The organism is Citricoccus sp. K5 (assembly GCF_902506195.1).
GTDB lineage: Bacteria > Actinomycetota > Actinomycetes > Actinomycetales > Micrococcaceae > Citricoccus.
This window is the reverse complement of the sequence record NZ_LR732817.1, coordinates 157,249-175,764: the sequence shown is the minus strand read 5'-3', so window position 1 is coordinate 175,764 and position 18,516 is coordinate 157,249. Positions and strand designations below refer to the sequence as shown.

The following is an 18,516-nucleotide window of genomic DNA, read 5'->3' as shown; positions in this document are numbered from 1 at the left end:
AGGTGTTCTGCCTCCGGCCCACAGTCCGGATTCCTTCCCGCGGAAGACGGTCGGCACTGAGGCACCGAGGGCTTCCGCCCGACGGAAGCCGAGGTCTGATCGTCCGGAGACGTCCCACCATGGTGAGGGACATCACATCCCGGGAGGAGTCCACTCGATGCACCCATCAACCGGGGAACACCCCGCCTTGCACGAGGCCCTCGCCGCTGAGGACCATCGCACGGCCGCGGGCCGCGTCCTGTCCGTCCTGGACGTCTTCGACCAGGACCATCTCGAATTGACCTTGAGCGAGATCAGCCGCCGCGCGGACCTGACCTTGAGCACGGCGCATCGACTCGTCGGTGAACTCCGGGACTGGGGCGCACTCGAGCGGACCGCGGAGGGGCGGTACGCCGTCGGACTGCGGGTACTGGAACTGGGCAGCCTCGAGCCGCAGATGCTGCAGCTGCGGGACGTGGCCCCGGCCTACCTTGCGGACCTCCAGGCTGCGGTCCGGGCCAACGTGCACCTCTCCGTCCGGGACGGCCATGACGTGGTGTACGTGGAGTCGCTGCAACGGCACTCCGGTGCCCACGTGCTCAGCCGGCTCGGCGGGCGCTGGCCCCTGCACACCACCGCCACGGGCATGGTCCTACTGGCCTCCGCGCCAGCGGCCGTCCGCCAGGACGTGCTGGCCAGCCCACTGAAGCGCTACACGGACCACACCATCACCGATCCGGACACCCTGCGCCGAATGCTGGCGGAGGTGCACCGCACCGGGGTGGCCGTGCTGACGGAGACCATCACCCTCGGCACGTTCGCCGTGGGAGTGCCCGTCCGAGGGCCCAGCGACCGGGTGGTGGCCGCCCTGAGCGTCACGCTGAAGATCGACGGGTCACGGACTGTGCACCAGGTTCTGCCGGCGCTGAATGCCACGGCGCGCGCCCTGTCCCGGGCCCTGGGTTCGGCCTCCTCGGGGATCTCGCCGCCAGGCGCCCCCGGGTCCACAGTCCAGCCCTTCGCGGTCTGAGTGCACCCACCGTCGCCCTCCGGTCGACGCAAGCCATACCTATCCCTATAGTGGATCCATCCTTAGACTGATGTGACTCAGATCACGCCAAAGGAGTCGTCTTGGCATCTCCATCCAAACCCACCGCCGCCGGCCGCGTCCTGGCCATCCTGGACACCTTCACCGACCGGCACGACAGCCAGACCTTGAGTTCGATCGCCCGGCGGTCGGGGCTGACCCTCCCCACCACACATCGTCTCGTCGGCGAGCTCACCGCATGGGGGGCCCTCCACCGTCAGCCTGACGGGGAGTACACCATCGGCCTCAAGGTCCTGGAACTCGGCTCACTCGCCGGGCACCGCCTGCGCCTGAAGCAGTTGGCCCACCCCTACCTCCACGGCCTGCACCACGCGACCAACACGAACATCCACCTCTCGGTCTCTGTGCAGCAGGACGTGCTCTACCTGGAGTCGATGCTGGCTCCGGGCGGGGCCCCGGTCACCAGCCGCTTCGGCGGGCGCTGGCCCATGCATGCCACGGCCACCGGCCGCGTCCTGCTGGCGTCCCTGCCCCCCGACGAACTCGACGACCTGCTGCGCCAGCCGCTCGCCGCCTATTCACCCCACACCGACACGGACCCGAACCGGCTTCGCCAACTTCTGGCCGAGGTTCGGCAGCGCGGCGTCGCCGTTGCCTATGATCAGATCGCCGTCGGGGTGATCGCCCTGGCCGCTCCGATCGTCGGACCACACGGCCACCCCGTGGCCTCTGTCGGCATCACGGCACCGAAGGACCGCTTCACCCCGCACCAGCTCATCCCCCCGCTGGTCTCCACCGCACAGAGGATCTCCCGCGCCCTCAATGGGCCCGAGGAGGCGTTACCCGAAGACCGTCTGCGCACGGCCTGATCCGCATCAGCACTGAGGCCGTGCCTCCCTCGAAGGTTGGAGGGAGGCACGGCCTCAGTGCTGCCGGCAGGAAGTGGACTCCTTACGAGTCCGGCCCACACTGGCCCGAACCCGCTCAGCGACGATTCAGCTCAGACCTGGCCAGCCTTGCGCCAGGAGCCCTCGTAGTTGTCCCGCACCTCGGAGGAGTACGGCACCGGGGAGACGGTCACGTTGACCTCGATCTGGCGGTGACGCTCCACCGTGGTCTTGCCGGAGCCGCCGTCGGGCTCGCCCCAGACGACCTTCAGCCGGTCCCCCACCTGCACGGAGGGGTCGACGACGGCCAGGGAGAGCGCGGTGCGCTCGTTCGCCGAGTAGCCGGTGAACATGGACAGGCCCACGACCTTGCCGGAGGAGTCCACCACGGAGTCGAAGTTCGAGGAACCGTAGTTGGCGTTGGGCAGGTCGAAGAACTTGTAGCCGATCTCGCCCTTGCCGTACATCGAGGCGTGGATGGTGGCCATGTCCGCATCGTCCCAGGCGAGGGTGACCTTGTGGCGCTGGGTGGAGGGGTCGACCTTCTCGAGCGCCTCGCGGCCGATGAAGTCGTGGTCGAACTTGATGAAGTTGCCGTAGCCCAGTTCCCACGGGGTCGTGTAGTAGTCCTCGATGTTCTCCGAGACGAAGGAGCCGGCGATGGCGTTGTTGGCCTCGTAGGAGTCGGCGCCGAGCCAGGCCCGGTAGTCCGCGAGCATGCCGTCCCCGGAGTAGATGGCCGGCAGTGGGGACGGGATCCAACCGGACTCCAGGGTGTTCGAGGAGTAGGCACGGGCTCCCACGGCGGCGAGGCCGAACTCGGCGCCGGCCTCCATGATGGCCTCGCGGACCCGGTCGTAGTCCGAGTAGGCGCCCCACAGCTCGAGACCGGGGGCACCGGCCATGCCATGGCGCAGGGTCCGCACCCGGGTGCCGGCCACGTTCATGGTGTCCATGTGGAAGAACTTCAGCTGCTCCACCGGACCGCCGTTGACCTTCTCGATGACGTCCCAGGCCTTGGGGCCCTGGATCTGCAGGCGCCAGTACTCACGACTCACGGCCTTGCCCATGGGACGCGACGGCGAGCGCCGGTCCTCGACCAGCTCGACGTCATAGCCACCGGTCTCGGCATGGAACTTCAGCCAGTTGGTGGCGGGGGCGCGGCCCACGTAGGTGTACTGGTCCTGGTCCTCGTGGAACAGGATGCCGTCTCCGATGACGTGGCCGGCCGGGGTGACCGGGACGTACTGTTTGGCGCGGTTGACGGGGAAGTTCTCCAGCGAGTTGATCGCAGTGTAGGAGACGAGCTTCTTGGCGTCCGGACCCTTGATGATCAGGTTGTCCATGTGGTGGGTCTGATCGAACATGACGGCGGACTCGCGCCAGGCGATGACCTCGTCCCGCCAGTTGGTGAACTCGGGAGCCACCACCGGGTAGACGTAGGCACCCACCTTCGAGTTCCGCATCATCTCCACGGGATTGCCCGCGGCCTCCATGGCCTGCTGCAGCGACTTCTGGTCTGACATGACTTGATCTCCTGAACGAGGGGTGACAACTGCCGTATACCTATGAGCATAGGTATCTCACTGTGATCCAGGCAACACCCTGCGGCAGATTTCTGGATCATCTCTTCAGGCTTGCGGCGCAGACCTCTACACGAAGGCGCTGTGGCCGGTGATGGCCCGCCCCACGATGAGGGTGTTGATCTGGTCGGTGCCCTCGAAGGTGTAGAGGGACTCCGCGTCGGCATGGAATCGAGCGACCTTGTACTCCAGCAGGATGCCGTTGCCGCCGAGCAGTTCCCGGCCGAGGGCCGCGCTCTGGCGCATGTGGCGGCAGACCCACGTCTTGGCCAGGGCAGCTTGCTCCCCGCTGACACCGCCGGCATCCGCGAGCTGAGACAGTCGGACCGCGAGGGCAAGGGACGCATTGGCGTTGCCCAGCATGGTCACGAGGTGGTCCTGGACGAGCTGGAAGGACGCGATCGGCCGCCCGAACTGCTCGCGCCGTCTGGTGTACTCCAGCACGGCCTCATACAGGCCGATCTGAAGCCCGGTGGCATTCCAGACCACGTCCGGCCGCAAGGTCTCGAAGGTGCGGTTCAGGTCAGCGAACGAGTTGATCCGCTGGAGCCGGTGGCTCTCCGGGACCCGCACCCCGTCCAGGCGGATGTCGGCATTGTGGACCATGCGCAGGGAGGTCTTGCCCTCGATCTTGGCGATCTCCAGGCCCGGATCATCAGTGCGGGCCAGGAAGACCTTGACCTGGCCGTCGTCGGCGTCCTTCGCAGCCACAGCCACGTACTCGGAGAACGCCGCGTTCCCGATCCACCGCTTGGCCCCGTTCAGGACCCAGCCGTCACCCTCCTGCCGGGCCTCGGTCTGGACACCGCGGGCGATGTCCGAGCCGTGGTCCGGCTCGGTCAGCGCGAAGCAGCCGGTCATTCTGAAGGACGCCATGTCCGCTCCCCACCGCGCCAGCTGCTCCTCGCTGCCGCCGGCGTGGACCACGGTGCGGAACATGCCGGCCTGGCCGCCGAAGAGGATCGCCAGGGAGCCGTCCACGCGGGAGAACTCCAGGTTCCGGAAACCGATGAACAGAGACCGGACCGTCTCGCCGGCGTCGCGCAGCTCCGCGGGCTCCACCAGGTCGAGCCCGGCCAGGCCGTCCCGGAGGAACAACGGTGTCTCCCCGCGTTCCCAATAGTCGGCGAGGACGGGCTCGGCCTCCTCCTCCAAGTACCGGCGCAGGCGGGCCAGGACGGTCAGCTCGGCACCCGTGAGCAGATCCGAGTAGCCGTAGAAGTCGGCGCCGCCGAGGAAGGGTGCGGGCTCGCCGGTGCTGGTGTTCACTGGACGTCCTCCCGGATCGAGGCCTTCAGGCGTTTCAGGTTCAGCTTCCCCGTGGGACCGCGGTCGAGCGAGTCGCGCAGGACCAGGGTGCGGGGCTTCTTGTAGCCGGCCACCCTCCCGGCCAGGTGCTCCATCAGGTCCCGCTCCGTCACGTCCAGGCCCGGCTCCAGGGCCACGACGGCCGCCACCGCCTCACCCCAGCGGGGGTCGGGGACACCGAAGACCACGGCGTCGGCCACGGCCGGGTGCTCCAGCAGTGCCTCCTCCACCTCTCCGGGGAAGACCTTCTCCCCGCCGGTGTTCACCACGGAGCTGCCCCGCCCGAGCAGGTCGATGAACCCGTCCTCCCCCACCCGGACGTAGTCGCCGGGGGAACAGTGGCGGACACCGTTGATCACGGGATAGGTCTCCGCGGAGGTGACCGGGTCATGGAGGTAGCCCACGGGCAGCGCACCGCGATAGGCCAGGACGCCGATCGCCCCGGGGTGGTCCTGGACCTCCCGTTGTGCCTCGTCCAGGACCACGGCGTCCTCGCTCAGCCGGAATCGTGCCGGCAGGTCTTCAGCACGGGTGGTGGTGGCCACCGCGTAGGGGCCGCCCTCCGTCGAGGCGAGGATGTCCACGATCGCCACCCGGCCGAGGGCGTGGATGCGGCGCTTGGTGTCATCGCTGAACCGCATCCCCGAGCTGATCACCGAGGTCAGGCTGGACTCCCGGCCATCGAGTTCCTTCTCCAATGCGTCCAGGAGGGGCAGGGCCACCGCGTCTCCGGCGACGATCAGCCGGGTCACTTCCCCTCCCACGATCAGCCGGGCCACGTCCCCGGCGCGGAAGCTGGGATCCGGGTTGATCACCACGGTGCCGCCGAGTGCGAGCGTGTTCATGGCGCTGAACAGTGCCGTCGCGTGGATGAAGGGCGCCAGAGGCAGGGTCCGGACGGGCGGCAAGCCGCCCTCCACGGCGATCCCCACCGCAGCGTCGAGATCGGCCGGAAGGTCCCGGCCGACAGGTCCGTAGATGGAGGACTGCTGGATGTGCAGCAGGTCGCCGATCCTCCACACCACGGCCTTCGGGGTGCCGGTGGTCCCGCCCGTGAAGATGTACAGCTCCGCGTCCCGGCCGGGCTCGAACCGCCGCGGGGATGCGGTCCGTTCCGGCTCCGGCGCGGCCAGCTCCTCGAACCGGACGCGGACGACGCCGGCCCACTCCCGGCCGTCCGGTCCGTCGAGTCCGCTGCCGATCTCGATGAGCAACTCCGGCCGGCCTGCGGTTCCGTCCAGTCGGTCCAGGGCGTCCTCCACCTGCGCCCGGGAGCCGCTGGCATGGACGAGGGCCACCGGCTCGGCCACGGTGAGGAGCCCGGCGAGCTCCGCCCCGAGGTAGCGGTAATTGACCGAGACCGGGATCGCCTCCAGCTTGAGGCAGGCGTAGAACAGCACGAGATACTCGGCGGTGTTGTGGAGGAAGAACGCCACCCGCGAGCCGGAGACCACGCCCCGATCCGCCAGCTCCTCCGCCACCATTGCCGCGGCGGCGTCGAACTCGCCGTAGGTGTAGTCCCCACCGGTGGAGCGGACCGCCATCCGGTCCGGGGCGCGCAGGGCGATCTCGTGCCACAGGACCGCATAGTTCTCGTACATGGACAGGCCTCCGTCTGCTGTGGATCACCCCCAGTTTCAGGTAACCTGAAACGAACGTCAAGGGTCGCAGGTACCGGCCGCACCCGTTCCCGCACACCTCTGGGAGGCACCATGACGTGCAAAAACGCCGAGACCGCACCGGACCTCGTCATCGACGGCTGGTTCATCTACATGATCAAGCTGCTGGACACCGGGCTCCGCCCCGAGGTCGAGAGGATCGCCGGCAGCCGGGGATTCACCGCCGCCCAGTACACGGCCCTCACCGTGCTGCTCTCCAGGCCGGGCATCACGTCCTCGGAGCTGGCCCGGCGCTCCTTCGTCCGGGCCCAGTCGATGGCGGGGACCATCGGGCCGCTCATCGAGCAGGGCCTGATCAGCCGCGCCCAGGACCCGGACAACGCGCGGCGGCTGCTGCTCCGGGCCACGCCCCGGGGCAGGGCCGCAGTCACCCGCCTGCAGGACGAGGTGGCCGCCCTCCAGAGCCGCCTGGTGGACGGACTGGATCAGCAGCAGCTCGAGGCCCTGTCAGCAGCCCTGCGCACCTTGCGCCACAACGTCCAGGACCTCAGCACCTCCACGCCGTAGCGCGGCTCAGCACTCCGGGAGGTTCACCGCCACATTCACGGCCAGGCCGCCGCGCGAGGTCTCCTTGTACTTGGACATCATGTCCCGGCCGGTGTCCCGCATGGTGGTGATGGCCTCGTCCAGGCTCACCCGGTGGGTGCCATCTCCGGCCAGGGACAGGCGGGCGGCGTTGATGGCCTTCACGGAGGCGATGGCGTTGCGTTCGATGCAGGGGATCTGCACGAGCCCGGCGATGGGATCGCAGGTCAACCCGAGATTGTGCTCCAACCCGATCTCCGCGGCGTTCTCCACCTGTTCCGGGGTGCCGCCCAGCACGGCGCACAGGGCCCCGGCCGCCATGGAGCAGGCCGAGCCCACCTCGCCCTGGCAGCCGACCTCGGCGCCGGAGATGGAGGCGTTGCGCTTGAACAGGGTGCCGATGGCGCCGGCGGTGAGCAGGAACTCCTCCACCCGGTCGTCATCGCACTCGCGGAACATGTCGAAGTAGTGCAGCACGGCGGGGATGATCCCGGCGGCACCGTTGGTCGGGGCCGTGACCACCCGGCCGCCCGAGGCGTTCTCCTCGTTCACGGCCAGGGCGAAGAGGTTGACCCACTCCATGGCCCACAGCGTGTCCAGGGTGTCCCCCTTGGCCTGCTGCTCGCGCAGCCGGCGCCGCAACCCGGGGGCGCGCCGCTTGGCCAACAGCACGCCCGGCAGCACCTCCTCGGTGCGACTGCAGCCGTTCTCCACGCATTCCCGCATCACGGCCCAGACGTCCAACAGGGCCGTGCGGATCTCCTCGGCGGAGTGCCGAGTCAGCTCGTTGGCATGCATCACGCCGGCCACGGACAGCCCGGATTCGCGGCAGCGCTGCAGCAGTTCGGCCCCACTGGCGAACGGGTAGGGCTCGGGCACCTCCGGCTCGGCATCGACCGGGTTGCTGAAGTCCTCCGCCGTGACCACGAACCCGCCGCCCACCGAGTAGTACTCCTGGGACATCACGACGCCGGCCCTCTCCGGATCGACGTCGGCCCCGGTCCCAGCGGACTCAGCGGCCGCCTCGGAAGAATAGGCGGCCAGGCGCATCCCATTGGGATGGCCGGGTAGTGACTCCCAGCCGTTGAGCACCACGTCCTCAGCCTTGACGAAGTCCACCTCGTGCGTGCCGTCCAGCCTCAACCGACCCGATTCGGCGGCGTCGGCCACCACCCGGGGGGCCTCGTCCGCGCCCACGGTCTCCGGGTCCAGCCCGGCCAGGCCGAGGATCACGGCGTCGTCCGAGCCGTGGCCCTCCCCCGTGGCCCCGAGGGAGCCGAACAGCACGGCCTTGACCCGCACCACCTCACCCAGCCGGCCGGAATCGGCCAGCCCCCGGGCGAAGAGCCGCGCGGCACGCATCGGCCCCACGGTGTGGGACGACGACGGCCCCAGGCCGATCGAGAACAAGTCCAGCACGCTGAGCGTCATAGCACTTCCTCCTGCCTGAACTCCGCCATGGAATCCACCAACCAGCGTACGAGGAAGTCGGCGAAGGATGCACGGGGATAGACGCGGTACTCTCGCTCGCCGGAGCGGTGCAGCAGCACCGGGACCGGCCCCACCGCCGTCACGATCGCGTGACCGACGGGGAAGGAGCGCGGGTGCAGGTCCGCCTGGCACCCCTTCTCCAGGACGTCTCGGGCCGCGGGCCCGGCCAGCACGAGGATCGTGCGGTTGGCGGAGAGATCCAGAGCCTGGCCCGGCACCCCCTCGAGGGCGGCCTCGAGCGAGTCCACATCACCCGTGGACTGTTCACGAGAGACGTCCACCACGAGGAACTCGTCCGGGGACAGCCACAGCACGTGCTGACCGGAGGCGTCCCCCGTGCTCTGGCCGTGACCGGCGGGCAACTGGACGCCCAGGACTGCTTCCAGGGCCCGCGCGGACTCGGAGTCCGGAACGGCCCGCAGGCCGATCTGGACAGCGAAGGGCAGCTCATGCAGGGACACGGCGCGGGCGCCGGTCACCTCGGCCGCCACCATGAGGGACTCCAGGTGGGCCGCCGGGGAGGTGCGGATGGATCGGGTCATCAGAGTCTCAGCCATCACGGCGGGTCCCTTCGGGGTCGTAGAGGAGGGGCGAGGCGATCTCCACCTCGACGTAGTTCTCGCCGTCCGGAGCACCGGCGCCGATCGGCGAGCGCACGATCTCACCGATGCGGTTGCGGCCGTTGTCCACGAGGGCCAGACCGAAGGTCCGGCCCAGCGCGGGCGAGTTGTAGGAGGAGGTGACGTGGCCGATCATCGGGACCGGGCCGGCGTCGGGCGTCAGCGGGGTGCCCGCCGTCACCAGCTGGGCGCCCTCCGCGAGCCGCGTGGTGCGGTCCACGGGCAGCACACCCACCAGGTGGCGGCGGTCCTCGCGGGCTGTGTGCGCCCGGGAGAAGGAGCGATTGCCCACGAAGTCCTTCCTCGTGGACACCGCCCAGCCCATCCCGGCGTCCTGCGGCGTCACGGTGCCGTCCGTGTCCTGGCCGATGATGATGAGGCCCTTCTCGGCCCGCAGCACGTGCATGGTCTCGGTGCCGTACGGGGTGATCCCGAACTCGGCGCCGGCCTGCGCCACGGCCTCCCACGTGGACAGGCCGGAGAAGGCCTCCACGTTGATCTCGTAGGCGAGTTCGCCGGAGAAGGAGATGCGGCAGATCCGGGCGCGGGTCCCGTTGGCCAGGGTGGTCTCGCGGAAGGCCATGAACGGAAACGCCTCGTTGGAGACGTCCAGGTCCGGGGCCACTCTCGCCACCACCTCGCGGGATTTGGGCCCGACGACGGCGACGGTGTTCCACTGCTCGGTCACCGAGGTGAACACCACGTCCAGTTCCGGCCACTCGGTCTGGTGCCACTCCTCCACCCAGTCGAGGACCTTGGCGGCCCCGCCGGTGGTGGTGGTCATCAGGAACCGGTCCTCGGCCAGGCGCATGGTCACTCCGTCGTCGAAGAGCATGCCGTCCGCGGAGCACATCAGCCCGTAGCGGCCCATGCCGACCTTCAGCTTGAGGAAGCCGTTGGTGTAGATGCGATTGAGGAACTCGGCGGCGTCTGCCCCGCGGACCTCGATCTTGCCGAGGGTGGAAGCGTCCATGAAGCCCACCGAGTCCCGCACGGCGGCACACTCGCGATACACGGCGGCGTCCATGTCCTCCCCGTCCTGCGGGAAGTACCAGGGCCGCTTCCACTGACCCACGTCCTCGAACAGTGCGCCGGCGGCCTCATGCCAGGGCTGGATCGAGGTGACGCGGGCCGGGTCGAACAGCTCACCGCGGCGGCGGCCGGCCACGGCGGCGAAGGCCACGGGCGTGAACGGCGCGCGGAAGGTGGTGGTCCCGACATCTCCGAGATCGCCTTCATTCAGGGCGGCCGCGATCACGCCGATCGCGTTGACCCCCGAGGTCTTGCCCTGATCATTGGCGGTGGAGATGGAGGTGTAGCGCTTGACGTGCTCCACCGAGCGCATCCCGGCGCCCGTGGCCCGCAGCACGTCCGCCACGGTCTGGTCCCGCTGCAGGTCCACGAAGTGGGTGGTCCAGTCGGCGGGCTCCCCCGCCAGGGCCGGGGCGAGCCACACGGGCCGGACGGTTCCCGGGGCGGGGGACGCCGGGGCGCTCGGCACCAGCAGCGGGGCGGAGGAGCCGGTGGCCCGGGCGGCCTGGTGGCCGGACTCGGCACCCTGGGACAGCGCCTCACCCAGGGTCACGGCCCCGGTCAGAGCTCCCGCGGTGAACTGGTTCTTGACGCGGGCGGACGGTACGAATGCCGCGAGCTCTCGGTTCCAGGCGATACGGCCCTGGCGCTGGCTGTGCAGGTGCACCACAGGCGAGTGGCCACCGGAGACGGCCAGAAGATCCACGTCCAGGGTCTCCGGCTCACCGGTCAGGGCACCGTCGGAGTCCAGGGCGGAGACGGTCACGCCGCTGATCCGGCCGGCGGGGCCGTCACCGGCGGTGTCCACCACGGCGGCGCCGAAGATCCCGCGCACGTCCGTGGACTCGAGGACCTCCAGGGCAGTGGCCGAGGCCTCCGGCCGGGAGTCGACGACGGCCGCCACGGTGACGCCGGCGGCGTGCAGGTCCGCGACGAGCCGGTAGGCGGAGTCGTTGGTGGTGGCCACCGCGATCCTCTCACCGGCCAGCGCGGCGTACCGGTTCAGGTAGGTGCGCACGGCGCCGGCCAGCATGATGCCGGGGCGGTCGTTGTTGGCGAAGACCAGCGGGCGCTCATGGGCGCCGGTGGCCAGCACCACCTGGCTGGCGCGGACGTGCCAGATCCGCTGGCGGGACACCCCGGGCCGCTCGCGCGCCGGCAGGTGATCCGTGCGGGACTCCACGGCGACCACGAAGTTGGCGTCGTACGAGCCGAAAGCCGTGGTGCGCGGCAGGTAGGTGAAGTCCTCGGCGCCGGCGAGGCGGCGGAGGGTGGCGGCGGCCCAGTCGCGGGCATCCATCTCGTCGATCAGGTCCTCGCCGTCTCCGTCGCGGCCCGAGAGCAGGGAGCCCCCCGGGGCGGGCTGGTCGTCCATGAGGATGGTGCGGGCGCCGGACTTGGCGGCCTCGCGGGCCGCGGCCAGCCCGGCCGGCCCCGCGCCGACCACCAGGACGTCGACGTGGACGTACTTGTGGTCGTAGACGGCCTCATCCTTGGTGGGGTCCATGACGCCCAGACCGGAGAGGTACGTGGCGTGCAGCCCCTCGGTCAGACCCACCGCGGTGGCCGGCAGCATGGACTCGTCCACGTGCCCGGCAAAGCGCGCGGCGACGGTGACGAGGGCGTTGGGCTCCTCGACGCCGGCGGAGAGGATGCCGCGTGGGCGGCGCTCGTAGAGCGATGGTCCGCAGTCGAGGCGGCCGTTGGCGATGAGGGCGCTGGCGAGGGTGTCGCCGGGGTGGCCGGCGTACTGGGTGCCGTCCACCGTGAAGGTGATCTCGCGGCTGCGGTCGATGCCGTGGCCGGGGGCGCGGCCGGCCTCAAGACGCCGGGTGTTGGCGGTGCTCACTGGTGACCTCCGTGATCGGTGTTCGCACTGGCAGGGCTGGAAGGGGTGGTCCGGGTGGAGTTGCCGTGGCCGGGGTCCGGGAGGTCGCCGGCATCGGGCCGCGGCGAACCGGCCGGGTACGTGGCGGCGAACTCGTAGGTGTGGGTGTCCCTCAGGGCGTTGAACCACTTGCGGCACCCGCCGCCGTGCTGCCAGCGCTCGGCGAACAGCCCTTTGGGGTTGTCGCGGTAGAAGAGGTATTCGGCCCAGCCCCGGTCGTCCAGGGAGTGGGGATCCTTGGGGTAGGCGATGTGGGCCTGGCCCCCGTAGTGGAATTCGGTCTCGTTGCGCGGCCCGCAGTGCGGGCAGTCGATCAGCAGCATGGTTTTCTCCTGCCTGTACCTTCCTAGTGGGCCACGGCGGCGGCGCCGTGCTCGTCGATGAGGTGTCCGGTCTCGAAGCGGTCCAGAGCGAACGGGGCGTTCAGCGGGTGGGCCTTGTCGGTGGCGATGGTGTGGGCGAACGTGTAGCCGGAGGCTGGTGTGCCCTTGAAGCCGCCCGTGCCCCAACCGCAGTTGACGTACATCTGGTCGATCGGGGTGGTGGAGACGATCGGTGAGGCGTCGAAGGTGGTGTCCACGATCCCGCCCCACGTGCGCAGCAGGTGCGCGCGGGCAAAGATCGGGAACAGCTCGACGGCGGCAGCCAGCTGCTCCTCCACCACGTGGAACGCGCCGCGCTGGCCGTAGCCGTTGTACGAGTCGATCCCGGCACCCATGACCAGCTCGCCCTTGTGTGCCTGCGAGACGTACACGTGGACGTGGTTGGACATCACCACGGTGGGGTGGACCGGCTCGAAGAGTTCGGAGACGAGCGCCTGCAGCGGGTGCGAGGAGATCGGCAGACGAAACCCGGCCAGGTCGGCCAGCACCGAGGAGTGACCGGCGGCCGCGAGGGCCACCTTGCCGGCGTTGATGCGGCCGCGGGACGTCTCCACACCCACCACGCGCTCGCCGTCCTTGATGAAGCCGGTGACCTCGCAGTTCTGGATGATGTCCACGCCCATCTCGTCGCACTTGCGGGCGAAGGCCCAGGCCACGTGGTCGTGCTTGGCTATCCCGGCGCGTGGTTGGTAGGTGGCCCCCATGACCGGGTAACGGATGTCGTCCCCGATGTTGATGATGGGGCAGGCCTCCTTGACCTGTTGCGGGTCCAGCCACTCCGCGTCCACGCCGTTGAGCACGTTGGCATTCACACGCCGCTGGGACTCGCGCACGTCCTGCAGGGTGTGGGCCAGGTTCATCACGCCCCGCTGGGAGAACAGGAAGTCGTACTCCAGTTCCTCCGGCAGCCCCTCCCACAGCTTGAGGGAGTGCTCGTAGATCGCCGCGGACTCGTCCCACAGGTAGTTGGAGCGGATGATCGTGGTGTTGCGGGCCATGTTGCCGCCGGCCAGCCAGCCCCGCTCGAGGATGGCGATGTTGGTCATGCCGTGTCTGGACGCCAGGTAGTAGGCGGTCGCCAGGCCGTGGCCGCCGCCACCGACGATCACGGCGTCATAGCTGGCCTTCGGGTCAGGGTTGTGCCACAGGAAGTCCGGGTGCTCGGGAAGCTTCTCGGCCATGTCAGGCCCCCTTCGTGGTGAGGAATTCGGTCATGTTCGGGTACAGGGGATGGGCGGCCGCCAGATCTCGGACGCGTTCGCGCAGGCCGGTCAGGGCCTCGTCCTGGGTGCTGTCGGTGGTGCCGGCGCCGGCCGCACCGGCTGCACCCGCCTTGAGCGTCTCGGCGATGATGTCCGCGACCTCGCGGAAGGCTTCCTCGCCGAATCCGCGGGTGGCCAGGGCCGGGGTGCCGATGCGCAGGCCGGAGGTCACCATCGGCGGGCGCGGGTCGAAGGGGACGGAGTTGCGGTTGATCGTGATGTCCACGGCGGCCAGCAGGTCCTCGCCCTGTTGGCCGTCCAACGGGGAGTCTCGCAGGTCCACGAGGACCAGGTGCACGTCCGTACCGCCGGTGAGGACAGTGATCCCGTGCTCGGTCACGTCCGGGCGGATGAGCCGCTCGGCGAGGATTCGCGCGCCGGCCAGGGTCCGCTCCTGGCGGTCCCGGAAGCCCTCGGAGGCGGCGATCTTGAACGCCACGGCCTTGCCGGCGATCACGTGTTCGAGTGGACCGCCCTGCTGGCCGGGGAACACGGCGGAGTTGACCTTCTTGGCGATGCCCGCGTCATTGGTCAGGATGATGCCGCCACGGGGACCGGCCAGGGTCTTGTGCGTGGTGGAGGTGACCACATGGGCGTGCGGAACGGGCGAGGGGTGCAGGCCCGTGGCCACGAGCCCGGCGAAGTGGGCCATGTCCACCATCAGGTAGGCGCCGACCTCGTCCGCGATCTCGCGGAAGCGGGCGAAGTCCAGCTGGCGCGGGTAGGCGGACCACCCGGCGATGATCATCTTCGGCCGGTGTTCGCGTGCCAGGGCGGCCACCTCGTCCATGTCCACTCGGTGGGTGGACTCGTCCACGCCGTAGGGGACGATGTCATAGAGGCGGCCGGAGAAGTTGATCTTCATCCCGTGCGTCAGGTGCCCGCCGTGGGCGAGGTTGAGCCCGAGCACGGTGTCCCCCGGCCGGATCAGCGCGTGCATCACCGAGGCGTTGGCCTGCGCGCCGGAGTGGGGCTGGACATTGGCGAACCCGGCACCGAAGAGCGCCTTGACCCGCTCCAGGGCCAGGCTCTCCACTGCGTCCACATGCTCACACCCGCCGTAGTAGCGCTTGCCGGGGTACCCCTCGGCGTACTTGTTCGTGAGCACTGAGCCCTGGGCCTGCATGACGGCGGCGGCGGTGTGGTTCTCCGACGCGATCATCTCCAGCCCCTCGCGCTGCCGCCCCAGCTCGGCGTCGAGGTGCGCCGCGATCTCGGGGTCGAGCTCGGCCAGGTCAGCAGTCAATTCAGTGGGGATGGCCTCGGCCATCTCGCGGGTCATGGTCACGATGATCTCCTGGTACGCCTCTTGAAGACAACTGATATATCAAGCTGCGGTCTACAGTATGATGATGATCACACCCCGTCAAGGGCCTGCAGGAATGCGGACCGTCCGACGAGCCGAAGGACCTCATGACCACCGCAACGAACCTTGCCCCCACCGGCCTCTCGCTCGCCGAGCAGGCCTACCGCGCCCTCAGGGACCGGTTGATCATGCTGGACATCGCCCCCGGCGAGCCGCTCCAGGAACTCCAACTCGTCAGTGACCTCGGATTCGGGCGCACGCCGCTGCGGGAAGCCCTGAAGCGCCTCGAGACGGATCACCTGGTCGTCTCCTATCCCCGGCGGGGCACCTTCGCCACCCGCGTGGACATCACCGAGCTGGCCGCCGTCTCCGAGGTGCGCCAGCTCCTGGAGCCCCTGGCCGCCCGCAAGGCTGCGGGGAACGTGAGCCCGGAAACCCGCGCAGCCCTGCTGGAGGCCCGGGAGGGGATCGAGCGATTGGACCACACCACCCCGCAGCGGGAGGTGATGGCGCTGGACCTGGCCGTCCACCGGCTCGTCTACCGCACGGCGGGCAACCACCATCTCGAGGAGTCCCTGATCCGCCTGGACAACCTCGCCACCCGGATCTGGTGCGTGGTGGTGGACCGCCTCCCGGACGTCGCCGGCCACATCCGCGAGCACCTCGGCCTGCTGGACGCGATCCTGGCCGGCGACCAGGAGCGGGCGGAGTCCATCGCCGCCGAGCACGTCCGCCACTTCGACGCGGCGGTCCGCAGCGTCATCTGACGTCCTCCCGGCCAGGGCTTGACGGTGACCTGAGTCACTGTCATTCTGTAGCGCAACCGCGTTGCCTTAAGTGCAACAGCCAGCGACTGTGCCCCCTGGAGGAAGTCGACATGTCCACCCCTGAGAAATCCGCCACCGTCACCGAGGACAGCCCCGCCGCGGGGAGCGAACGGACGGTCACCCTCCCGCGATTCCGAGGACGGATCATCCCGCCTCTGGACCGGGCCATCATCATGATCCTGCCGCCGGTGCTGATCATCGCGGCCGTGGTGGCCGTGACGGTCAACCCCGAGGGTGCTGCTGCCCTGATTGGCCGCCTGAGGACCTTCGTCACCGGCGGGTTCACCTGGTGGTTTGTGCTCTACTCCCTCATCGCCGTCGGCGTCTGCGCCTGGCTGTGCATCAGCAAGGTCGGCACGGTCCGGCTCGGCGGGCCCAAGGCGCGGCCGGAGCACAGCAACTTCGCCTGGTACTCCATGCTCTTCGCCTGCGGCCAGGGCATCGGCCTGATCTTCTGGTCCGTGGCGGAGCCCGTCATGCTGCGCGAGGGGACCCCCGTGATCCCCACGGGTGCGAACCCGGGCGAGGGCGGGATCGTGTGGACCTACTTCCACTGGGGCCTGACCGCCTGGGCCATGTACTGCGTCGTCGCGATCTGCCTGGCTTACTCCCACCACAACCTCGGCAAGACCCTCACGTTCCGCGAGGCGACCGTGGACCTGCTGCCGAGACGCGTCCAGCGGCCGGCCGGCGTCGTGATCGAGCTGCTGGCCATCTTGGCCACCGTGCTCGGACTGGCCACGTCGTTCGGCTTCGCGGCCATGCAGTTCACCTCCGGCGCCACCCAGGTGCTGCCGATCGAGAGCAGCACCCTGGTGTGGGTCATCGTCATCCTCGCCTTCGGCCTCCTGACCGCCGTCTCAGCGTTCCTGGGCGTCAACAAGGGGATGAAGCGCATTTCCGAGACGAACTCGATCCTGTCCATCGTGCTGGTCGTCGCCGTCTTCGTCTTCGGCCCCACGGTCTACCTGCTCTCCAACATGTCCCAGACGTTCGGCTCGTTCTTCCAGCACTTCATCCCGATGAGCTTCTTCGCCGGGGCCGAGGGCGCCGGAACGCCGCTGGCGGACTGGTCGGACAGCTGGAACGGCTGGTGGACCGTGTTCATCTGGTGCTGGGTCATCGCCTTCTCGCCCTTCGTGGCCGGCTTCATCGCCCGCATCTCCCGCGGCCGCACCATCCGCCAGTTCGTCCTGGGCGTGACCATCATCCCGTCCCTGATCGTCATGGTCTGGGTGGGCGTCATCGGCTCCGCCGGCATCCACTACGACAACGAGTCCGGGCAGATCTCCGCCGACGCGGCCGAGGACACCTCCTCCGCCCTGTTCTCGATGCTGGAGATGGTGCCGTGGATCGGCACGCTGCTGATCATCGTGGCGACCATCCTGGTGGCCACCTACTACGTCACGTCCCTGGACTCCGGCACCTACGCCCTCGCGGAGTTCGTCTCGGCCCCCAAGAAGTCCGGCCCCTGGTTCCGGGTGGTCCTGGTGGCCTCCATCGCCACCGTGGCCCTGGTACTGCTGTCCATCGGTGGGGTGGACGCCGTGGACACGGTCCAGACCGGCACCATCATCGGCGGCTTCCCGTTCTCCTTCGTGATCGTGCTGATGATCATCAACCTCGTCCGGCGCCTCCGGTCCCGGACCCGGGAGACCCGGCAGCTGGAGAAGGACATCAACGACCCGGGGCACCGCGCGGAGGACGAGCTGTGCGATGAGGACGGTATCCCCCGCCCCGATCCGCGCCTCGGCGTGGGTCCTGGGACCCTCACGGAGCCGCAGGACCCCTACGGCTACCGGACGACCACCGAGAGGACACCGAAGACGTGACCAGCACCCCCGAAACCCCGGCCCCGGCCCAGCCCACGCGCCTGGCCCACCTGGACGCCCACACCTACCGCGACTGGGCCGCCGGAGAGCACTCCACCGTGATCCTGCCGGCCGGAGCCTTCGAGCAGCACGGCCCCCACCTGCCCCTGGGAACGGACGCCATCCTGTCCTCGACCATCGCCGAGGCGGTGGGGTCCCGGATCGGCGCCAAGGTGGCAGAGCCGCTGGCCTACGGCTACAAGTCGCAGCAGAAGTCCGGCGGCGGCGACCACCTGGCCGGCACCGTCAGCCTGGACGCCGCGGCCCTGATCGCCCAGGCGCGCTGCATCATGGCCGGGTTCCTGCGCCAGGGCGTCCGCAACCTCGTGGTGCTCAACGGGCACTACGAGAACTACCAGTTCCTGTACGAGGCCGCGGATCTGGCGCTGGCCGACACCGGCGCCGGCGCCAGGGCCAGCGCCGGACCGCCACGGGACAGCCCCACCGTCCTCCTGCTCTCCTACTGGGACTACGTCTCCGAGGACACGCTGGCGGCGGTCTACCCGGAGGGCTTCCCAGGCTGGGAAATCGAGCACGGAGGGGTCCTGGAGACCTCGCTCATGCTGCATCTGCGCCCCGAACTCGTGGCCATGGACCGCGCCGTGAGCCACCCCCCGGCCGACCTGCCGCGGTTCGACCGCCTTCCCGCGGTGTCCTCGCGCACCCCGGACACGGGCTGCCTCTCGGCGCCGGACGGCTCCTCGCCCGAGAAGGGCCGGCTGCTCTACGAGCAGGTCGCCGCGGACCTCGGGACCGATCTCACCGCGGAACTGGACCTGCCCCGCTGACCGCCACGGGCCGCCGTCGTGCCCCTTGACGTGACCCAC

15 protein-coding genes are annotated in these 18,516 nt (G+C 69.5%); 6 read left to right on the top strand and 9 right to left on the bottom strand.

The window, feature by feature from the left end; translation table 11 throughout:
- Window positions 1–157: 157 nt before the first annotated feature.
- On the top strand, window positions 158–1,009 hold the full coding sequence (locus tag BOSE125_RS00770; protein ID WP_159548699.1) for an IclR family transcriptional regulator: 852 nt from the start codon (window positions 158–160) through the stop codon (window positions 1,007–1,009).
- Between the two features lie 101 nt (window positions 1,010–1,110).
- On the top strand, window positions 1,111–1,896 hold the full coding sequence (locus tag BOSE125_RS00765) for an IclR family transcriptional regulator (RefSeq protein ID WP_159548696.1): 786 nt from the start codon (window positions 1,111–1,113) through the stop codon (window positions 1,894–1,896).
- Between the two features lie 131 nt (window positions 1,897–2,027).
- Here the strand turns inward: BOSE125_RS00765 and BOSE125_RS00760 are convergent, their stop codons facing one another.
- The 3 genes from BOSE125_RS00760 to BOSE125_RS00750 form a co-directional block, all read right to left on the bottom strand.
- Window positions 2,028–3,440: an aminomethyl transferase family protein gene (locus BOSE125_RS00760; protein ID WP_159548693.1), complete on the bottom strand. Its 1,413-nt coding sequence runs from the start codon at window positions 3,438–3,440 to the stop codon at window positions 2,028–2,030.
- A 126-nt stretch (window positions 3,441–3,566) separates the two neighbouring features.
- Window positions 3,567–4,766 carry an acyl-CoA dehydrogenase family protein gene (locus BOSE125_RS00755; RefSeq protein WP_159548691.1) on the bottom strand — a complete coding sequence of 400 codons (1,200 nt, stop codon included), beginning with the start codon at window positions 4,764–4,766 and terminating at the stop codon, window positions 3,567–3,569.
- Window positions 4,763–6,406: an AMP-binding protein gene (locus BOSE125_RS00750; RefSeq protein ID WP_159548689.1), complete on the bottom strand. Its 1,644-nt coding sequence runs from the start codon at window positions 6,404–6,406 to the stop codon at window positions 4,763–4,765. Before BOSE125_RS00750 ends, BOSE125_RS00755 begins: the two co-directional genes overlap by 4 nt.
- A 111-nt stretch (window positions 6,407–6,517) precedes the next feature.
- Between BOSE125_RS00750 and BOSE125_RS00745 the strand changes: the two genes are divergently transcribed.
- Window positions 6,518–6,991: a MarR family winged helix-turn-helix transcriptional regulator gene (locus tag BOSE125_RS00745; protein ID WP_159548687.1), complete on the top strand. Its 474-nt coding sequence runs from the start codon at window positions 6,518–6,520 to the stop codon at window positions 6,989–6,991.
- Between the two features lie 6 nt (window positions 6,992–6,997).
- Here BOSE125_RS00745 and BOSE125_RS00740 read toward each other — a convergent pair whose 3' ends face one another.
- Genes BOSE125_RS00740 through glyA form a run of 6 tightly spaced genes read right to left on the bottom strand, consistent with a single transcriptional unit; the run spans window position 6,998 to window position 14,967 of the window.
- A complete protein-coding gene (locus BOSE125_RS00740; RefSeq protein ID WP_159548685.1) occupies window positions 6,998–8,440 on the bottom strand; it encodes an L-serine ammonia-lyase in 1,443 nt (480 codons plus the stop codon).
- On the bottom strand, window positions 8,437–9,057 hold the full coding sequence (locus BOSE125_RS00735; protein ID WP_159548683.1) for a sarcosine oxidase subunit gamma: 621 nt from the start codon (window positions 9,055–9,057) through the stop codon (window positions 8,437–8,439). The genes BOSE125_RS00740 and BOSE125_RS00735 overlap by 4 nt, the downstream gene beginning before the upstream one ends.
- Window positions 9,050–12,001, bottom strand: a complete 2,952-nt coding sequence (locus BOSE125_RS00730) for a 2Fe-2S iron-sulfur cluster-binding protein (protein ID WP_201301099.1) — start codon at window positions 11,999–12,001, stop codon at window positions 9,050–9,052. Before BOSE125_RS00730 ends, BOSE125_RS00735 begins: the two co-directional genes overlap by 8 nt.
- Window positions 11,998–12,363, bottom strand: coding sequence for a sarcosine oxidase subunit delta (locus BOSE125_RS00725; RefSeq protein WP_159548681.1), 366 nt, complete (start codon window positions 12,361–12,363; stop codon window positions 11,998–12,000). The genes BOSE125_RS00730 and BOSE125_RS00725 overlap by 4 nt, the downstream gene beginning before the upstream one ends.
- 23 nt (window positions 12,364–12,386) lie before the next feature.
- Complete coding sequence (locus BOSE125_RS00720) at window positions 12,387–13,604, bottom strand: sarcosine oxidase subunit beta family protein (protein WP_159548679.1); 1,218 nt, start codon at window positions 13,602–13,604, stop codon at window positions 12,387–12,389.
- Window position 13,605: 1 nt separating this feature from the next.
- Window positions 13,606–14,967: a serine hydroxymethyltransferase gene (gene glyA, locus BOSE125_RS00715; protein WP_159554503.1), complete on the bottom strand. Its 1,362-nt coding sequence runs from the start codon at window positions 14,965–14,967 to the stop codon at window positions 13,606–13,608.
- Between the two features lie 131 nt (window positions 14,968–15,098).
- On the opposite strand from glyA, the gene BOSE125_RS00710 reads away from it, so the two are divergent.
- From BOSE125_RS00710 to BOSE125_RS00700, 3 genes are all read left to right on the top strand, one after another.
- Window positions 15,099–15,758 carry a GntR family transcriptional regulator gene (locus BOSE125_RS00710; protein WP_159548677.1) on the top strand — a complete coding sequence of 220 codons (660 nt, stop codon included), beginning with the start codon at window positions 15,099–15,101 and terminating at the stop codon, window positions 15,756–15,758.
- Window positions 15,759–15,868: 110 nt separating this feature from the next.
- Window positions 15,869–17,650 (top strand): BCCT family transporter, encoded by a 1,782-nt coding sequence (locus BOSE125_RS00705; RefSeq protein ID WP_159548674.1) that lies wholly within the window; start codon window positions 15,869–15,871, stop codon window positions 17,648–17,650.
- Window positions 17,647–18,477: a creatininase gene (locus BOSE125_RS00700; RefSeq protein WP_159548671.1), complete on the top strand. Its 831-nt coding sequence runs from the start codon at window positions 17,647–17,649 to the stop codon at window positions 18,475–18,477. The genes BOSE125_RS00705 and BOSE125_RS00700 overlap by 4 nt, the downstream gene beginning before the upstream one ends.
- Window positions 18,478–18,516: the final 39 nt, after the last annotated feature.

What these genes read in the sequence shown, in the direction of transcription:
- glyA (WP_159554503.1), bottom strand. Translation starts at nt 14,967, where the DNA reads ATGACCCGCGAGATGGCCGAGGCCATCCCCACTGAATTGACTGCTGAC.
- BOSE125_RS00770 (WP_159548699.1), top strand. Translation starts at nt 158, where the DNA reads ATGCACCCATCAACCGGGGAACACCCCGCCTTGCACGAGGCCCTCGCC.
- BOSE125_RS00725 (WP_159548681.1), bottom strand. Translation starts at nt 12,363, where the DNA reads ATGCTGCTGATCGACTGCCCGCACTGCGGGCCGCGCAACGAGACCGAA.
- BOSE125_RS00720 (WP_159548679.1), bottom strand. Translation starts at nt 13,604, where the DNA reads ATGGCCGAGAAGCTTCCCGAGCACCCGGACTTCCTGTGGCACAACCCT.
- BOSE125_RS00735 (WP_159548683.1), bottom strand. Translation starts at nt 9,057, where the DNA reads ATGGCTGAGACTCTGATGACCCGATCCATCCGCACCTCCCCGGCGGCC.
- BOSE125_RS00745 (WP_159548687.1), top strand. Translation starts at nt 6,518, where the DNA reads ATGACGTGCAAAAACGCCGAGACCGCACCGGACCTCGTCATCGACGGC.
- BOSE125_RS00710 (WP_159548677.1), top strand. Translation starts at nt 15,099, where the DNA reads ATGACCACCGCAACGAACCTTGCCCCCACCGGCCTCTCGCTCGCCGAG.
- BOSE125_RS00740 (WP_159548685.1), bottom strand. Translation starts at nt 8,440, where the DNA reads ATGACGCTCAGCGTGCTGGACTTGTTCTCGATCGGCCTGGGGCCGTCG.
- BOSE125_RS00760 (WP_159548693.1), bottom strand. Translation starts at nt 3,440, where the DNA reads ATGTCAGACCAGAAGTCGCTGCAGCAGGCCATGGAGGCCGCGGGCAAT.
- BOSE125_RS00705 (WP_159548674.1), top strand. Translation starts at nt 15,869, where the DNA reads ATGTCCACCCCTGAGAAATCCGCCACCGTCACCGAGGACAGCCCCGCC.
- BOSE125_RS00750 (WP_159548689.1), bottom strand. Translation starts at nt 6,406, where the DNA reads ATGTACGAGAACTATGCGGTCCTGTGGCACGAGATCGCCCTGCGCGCC.